The sequence below is a fragment of the Mesorhizobium sp. M7A.F.Ca.CA.004.06.1.1 genome, assembly GCF_003999135.1.
Classification (GTDB): Bacteria; Pseudomonadota; Alphaproteobacteria; order Rhizobiales; family Rhizobiaceae; genus Mesorhizobium.
Window position 1 is genome coordinate 1 of record NZ_RZPQ01000410.1, and the last position, 5,284, is coordinate 5,284.

5 protein-coding genes are annotated in these 5,284 nt (G+C 63.2%); 2 read left to right on the forward strand and 3 right to left on the reverse strand.

Going from position 1 to position 5,284, the window contains the following annotated elements; genetic code table 11:
• From EN906_RS21920 to speB, 3 genes are all read right to left on the reverse strand, one after another.
• A partial coding sequence (locus EN906_RS21920) for an aminoglycoside phosphotransferase family protein (protein ID WP_127375361.1) occupies window positions 1–739 on the reverse strand: 739 nt, incomplete at its 3' end.
• The gene (argC, locus tag EN906_RS21925) at window positions 739–1,665 is read right to left on the reverse strand and encodes an N-acetyl-gamma-glutamyl-phosphate reductase (RefSeq protein WP_127375362.1); all 927 of its coding nucleotides are present in this window, start codon (window positions 1,663–1,665) and stop codon (window positions 739–741) included. The genes argC and EN906_RS21920, both read right to left, overlap by 1 nt.
• A gap of 30 nt (window positions 1,666–1,695) precedes the next feature.
• Entirely contained in the window at window positions 1,696–2,703 is a 1,008-nt protein-coding gene (speB, locus tag EN906_RS21930; protein WP_127269614.1) for an agmatinase, read from the reverse strand.
• Window positions 2,704–2,826: 123 nt separating this feature from the next.
• On the opposite strand from speB, the gene EN906_RS21935 reads away from it, so the two are divergent.
• Together EN906_RS21935 and EN906_RS21940 are read left to right on the forward strand one after the other, a co-directional pair.
• Window positions 2,827–4,035, forward strand: a complete 1,209-nt coding sequence (locus tag EN906_RS21935; RefSeq protein ID WP_127269615.1) for an acyltransferase — start codon at window positions 2,827–2,829, stop codon at window positions 4,033–4,035.
• A gap of 97 nt (window positions 4,036–4,132) precedes the next feature.
• Window positions 4,133–5,191 (forward strand): glycerophosphodiester phosphodiesterase family protein, encoded by a 1,059-nt coding sequence (locus EN906_RS21940; protein WP_127269924.1) that lies wholly within the window; start codon window positions 4,133–4,135, stop codon window positions 5,189–5,191.
• Window positions 5,192–5,284 lie beyond the last annotated feature (93 nt).

Sequence of the window (5,284 nt, forward strand, 5' to 3'; positions counted from 1 at the left end):
AACCATAGGCGATGGCATGATCAAGGATGGCGGGTGGTGTCTGGCCCAGCGTTTTGGCAAAAATCCCGGCCATACCAGCGATCCGCTCGGGGTCGAGGCAGAGATCGTCCCGCTCGAGCGGGTTGTAGAACATGTTCGCCGCATCGAAGCCGGGATCGCCGAGCACGCCCTTCGGATCGATAGCCAGCCAGCCGCGCCGTCCGTGCAGGATGTTCTCGTGATGCAGGTCGCCATGCAGTGGCCTGATATCGTGCGGATCGGCCAGCAGCCGGTCGGCAATAGTGGCGGCCTCGACATAGAGGCTCTCATGGCCGGCGTCGCGATCGGCATTTGCCTTGTTGAACAGGCTGGCGAACCGTTCCCTCAGTGGCTGAAGTTCGGGCGGGAAGGGGTCTTTCCCCTGTGAAAACAGTTTCGCCATCACCTCGGCCGCGATTACGGTCGCGGCAAAGTCGCCCTGTTCTTCGAGAACCTGCTGAAGCAGCGTTTCACCGGCGTATTCGAGCAGCATGCTGTGGCCGTCGCGGCCGAGCAGACGCACCGCGCCTTCGCCGCTCCGCCAGGCGAGATAATGCTCGCCGCGCAACTCGTCGGCGACATCGTCGAAAGGCTTGAGCGCCTTGACGATCGCCGGCGACCCGTCTTCGCGCAAAACCTTCCAGATGCGGCTCGAAAAGGTCTCGGCAATGAGTTCGGGCGCGCTGACTTTCCAGCGCGCCGGAAAGGCTGGCGTGTCCATCAGAGGCCGAGCATCAGGTCCATGTTCTGCACGGCGGCACCGGAGGCACCCTTGCCAAGATTGTCATAGACCGCCAGCAGCAGGGCCTGCGCCCGTTTGTCATTGGCAAAGACATAGACCTTCATCCGGTTGGTGCCGTTGTAGACCTCGGGATTGATCTCCGGCATGCGCTCCGAATGCGCATAGGGCGCCACTTCGACCACGCCGCCCTTGATGGCGGCGAAATGGTCGGCAATCGCCGCATGCAGCTCCGCACCGGTCGGCACATGGTCGAGGCCGCCAAGCTGCAACGGCACGACGGTGATCATGCCTTGCGCGAAATTGCCGACCGCCGGCTGCATGATCGGATCATGCGACAGCCTGGCATAGGCCCTCAATTCCGGCACGTGCTTGTGCTGAAGCGTGAGGCCGTAGGGCAGGAATTCCGAGGCTTCCTCGCCCTTGGCGACATAGTCCTCGATCATCGGCCGTCCGCCGCCCGAATAGCCCGAAATGCCGTTGACGGTGATCGGGAAATCCGCCGGCAGCAGGCCTGACGTGACCAGCGGCCGTAGCGTGGCGATCGGTCCCTGCGGCCAGCAGCCTGGGTTGGCGACGCGTTTTGCCGAGGCGATCGCCTTTGCCTGGTCCTTGTCCATCTCGGCGAAACCATACGCCCAGCCTTCCGCCACGCGATGCGCGGTCGACGCATCGATGACCTTGGTGGTGTCGTTGGCGATCAGCGAGACGCTTTCCTTCGCCGCGTCGTCAGGGAGGCACAGGATCGCGACATCGGCGGCGTTGAGAAACTCGGCGCGCGCCGCCGTTTCCTTGCGGCGGTCGGTCGGGATGGACATGATCTCCAGATCGCTGCGCTCGGCAAGCAGCGCCCTGATCTGCAGGCCGGTGGTGCCGTGTTCGCCGTCGATGAAGATTTTCGGTTTCATGGGTTGATCAAATTCCCTGATATTTCAAGATTATATGCCCTGACCTTGAATCACTGCGGCACCATTGTGGTTGCCGTTGTTCAACTCTTCAAGCCGGGCCTTTCGCTCAGCCAGCAGGCCGAGATATTGCATGGCCACCATCGAGCCGGCGATCGCCGTTATATCGGCGTGATCATAGGCCGGCGCAACCTCTACGATGTCGGCACCGACAATATCGATCTGGTTGAGTTGGCGCAGCGTCGACAGGATCTTCGCCGAGGACGGCCCGCCGGCAACTGGCGTGCCTGTGCCAGGCGCGTAGGCCGGATCGAGGCAGTCGATGTCGAAGGTGAGGTAGGTCTTCTTGCCGCCGGTGCGGTCGACGATGGCGTAGGCGATATCGGACGCCCGCATCTCCTCGATTTCATGGCCATGGAGGATCTTGATGCCGAACGTGTCGGGTGCATGGGTGCGGATGCCGATCTGGATCGAGCGGTCGGGGTCGATGATGCCTTCCTTGACGGCACGGCCGACGAAGGATCCGTGGTCGATGCGCTTGCCGTCGTCCGGCCAGGTGTCCTGATGGGCGTCGAACTGCACCAAGGCGAGCGGACCATGGACGGCGGCATGCGCCTTGAGCAGCGGCCAGGTGACGAAATGATCGCCGCCGAGCGTCAGCAGGAAGGCGCCGGACTTCAGGATCTTGGCCGCTTCACGTTCGATCGTGCCGGGTGTCTTCTGGTGATTGCCCGAATCGAGCAGGCAATCGCCATAGTCGACCACCGCCAGATGCTCGAACAAATCGCGTGAGAACGGATATTGCGGGTCGTTATCGAGGATCGCCGAGGCGCGGCGGATCGCCTGCGGCCCGAAGCGGGCGCCGGGCCGGTTGGTGACGGCGGCATCGAAGGGAATACCCCACACCACAGCATCCGCGCCCTTCACGTCCTTGGTGTATTTGCGCCGCATGAACGACAGCGCGCCGGAGTAGGTCGGCTCGAACGCGGCGCCCGTTTTGGAACGGGCGGTGAAGGCGTTGTCGATGTTGTTGTTCGCCATTACGGATCCTCGTTTTTCATCGGGTTGCAACAACTACAGAACCGGCACGGAAGATGCCAGTCACAGCTTGGCGAGACGGAATGGCGCTGCCCGAGTGCCACGGCAAGACAGGATTGTATCATCATGACGCAGACCGCGTTTCTCAACCCCACCCGTGCCGCGGCGTCGACCCGCACCGGCACGGTCGCCGGTGAACGCTTCCTGGTCCTCGATTCGTGGCGTGGCATCTGCGCGCTTCTGGTGGCGCTGTTTCACTTCCCGACCGGTTCGACGATTTCGCAAAGCGCCTTCATCGGTTCGTCCTACCTGTTCGTCGATTTTTTCTTCGTCCTTTCCGGTTTCGTCATCGCCAGCAGCTACGGCGATCGGCTGAACCAGCCGGAACAGGTCGCGCGCTTCGCACTGGTCCGTTTCGGCCGCATCTACCCGCTGCATCTGCTCATGCTTGCCGCCTTCGCCGGCTTCGAGTTGCTGCGGCTGATGCTGCCGCAATTGCACGGCACCGGGGCTGCCCCCTTCAGCGGAGGCTTCGACCTCGGCAGCCTGCTTGCCAATCTTCTTCTGCTCCAGGGTGTCGGTTTCGAGGATCAATTGACCTGGAATGCGCCAAGCTGGAGCATTTCGGCCGAGTTCTTCGCCTATCTCCTGTTTGCCGGCGTGGTCTTCGTCGCCGGTGCGCGCGCCTGGATATGGTTCGTCGCCGCCGCCGTCACCGCGCCGCTGTTCCTGCTCGGCTTCTCGAATCATCATATGGATGTGTCCTTCGATTTCGGCTTCATCCGTTGCCTGTACGGCTTCTCGCTCGGCGCCTTGCTGGCCTGGTTTCAGCATGATTCCATTGCAGGGGCGCGACAGGCCCTCGCCAGGAGCGGCCCGCGGATGGACTGGACCCTTGCCGAAATCGTCATGGTGACCGTCATCGTGCTTTTCGTCTCGCTGGCGGGCGGCAATGATTTCGGCATCGCGGCACCCCTGGTGTTCGCGCTGGCGCTGTTCCTGTTCGCCCATGAGGGCGGCTGGATCAGCGTCTTGCTGAGAACCCCGTTCATGTTGACGCTCGGCGCGCTGTCCTACTCGATCTACATGGTCCACATTTTCGTCCAGGCGCGCCTGATCAACATCGCCGGGCTCGTCGAGCGCAAGCTCGGCCTCGGCCTGATGGGCGATTTCATGCTGCGCGGCCAGCCTGCCACCGGCTTCGGCGCCGGCTGGACGGGAGCATTGGCGATCGTCGTCATGCTCGCGGCCACCATTGCCGCCTCCTGGATCACCTGGCGTTTTGTCGAGATGCCGGCCATGGCGTGGTTCCGCCGGCTCTCGAAACGCATCTGACGCGCACTCCCCGCGAACAACCGCTAGCCGGCTTCGTTCACCTGGATGTCACGAGGGTCGCCTATCCCGATCTCGATCCGGCAAGGAGCGATTCTCGATGCGGACCATCTGGCTGAGCCTTCTGTTTTCCTCGGCACTTGTGGCCTTTTCTGACCAGTCATTGGCCGGCGAGACCCGCGCCAGGCAGATTCTTGACCGCTTCGAGCACGCCAACCAGTGGCGCGACCACGTCATGGTGGCCGCGCATCGCGCCGGCAGCATGCAGGCGGGCAAGACGCTCTACGCGGAAAATTCGATTGCCGCCGTGGAGGGGTCGATCGCCATGGGCGCAGAAATCGTCGAGGTCGATATCAGGCGCTCGAAGGACGGTGAGTTCGTCGTCATGCATGACAGCTGGCTCGACCGCACCACCACCTGCAAGGGCGAGGTGGTCAAATACACCCTGGCCGAACTGAAGACCTGCAGGCTGGTGGTCGAAGGCACCGGTGCGGTGACGGGTGAAACAGTCTCGACGCTGCGCGAGATGCTGATGGCGACCAGGGACAGGATCCTCATCAACCTCGACAACAAGCTCGACGTCGGCGACCTCTCGGGCATGATCGCGGTGGCTCGCGATCTCGGCATGGCCGAGCAGGTTATCGTCAAGGAGAATTTGTGGAACCAGAACCGGATCACCACGGTCCAGGCGGCAATGACCGCTATCGGCGGCGGCTTCCAGTTCATGCCGATCATCGCCGATGATGCGGTGCGTGATGCCGGCTTCGCCCGGACGGTCGGCCATGCCTTTTCGCCGCGCGCAATCGAGCTGATCAACTGGCGGGCAGGCGCCGAGACGCTGACCGAGACCGGCGGACCGTTGTTCAGCATGCGCATGCGCGCGGCCGCGGTCAGGGGCAACTGGCACATCTGGGCCGACACCTACGCCATCGCCAACAAGCCGGGCGGCTTCCTTGCCGGCGGCCGCGGCGACGAACTGGCGGTGCAGGCCAGCCTGCCGCGCGAAGTCTGGGGTTTTTGGGCCGATCGCGGCGCCACAATCATCCAGACGGACGAGCCGAAGGCAGCCATCGTATGGCTGACGGCGAATGGTTTTCGCGTGCCTTATGCCAATGAGGCGCGGCCGGCCGAGCCGGCGAATACGGCGAGTATCAACTAGAGGCTCGCCGCTGGAACAGCGATCTCCCCCCTTGAGGGGGAGATGGCCGGCAGGCCAGAGGGGGTCGCCGCGCACAGAGCGCCAACCTTCATC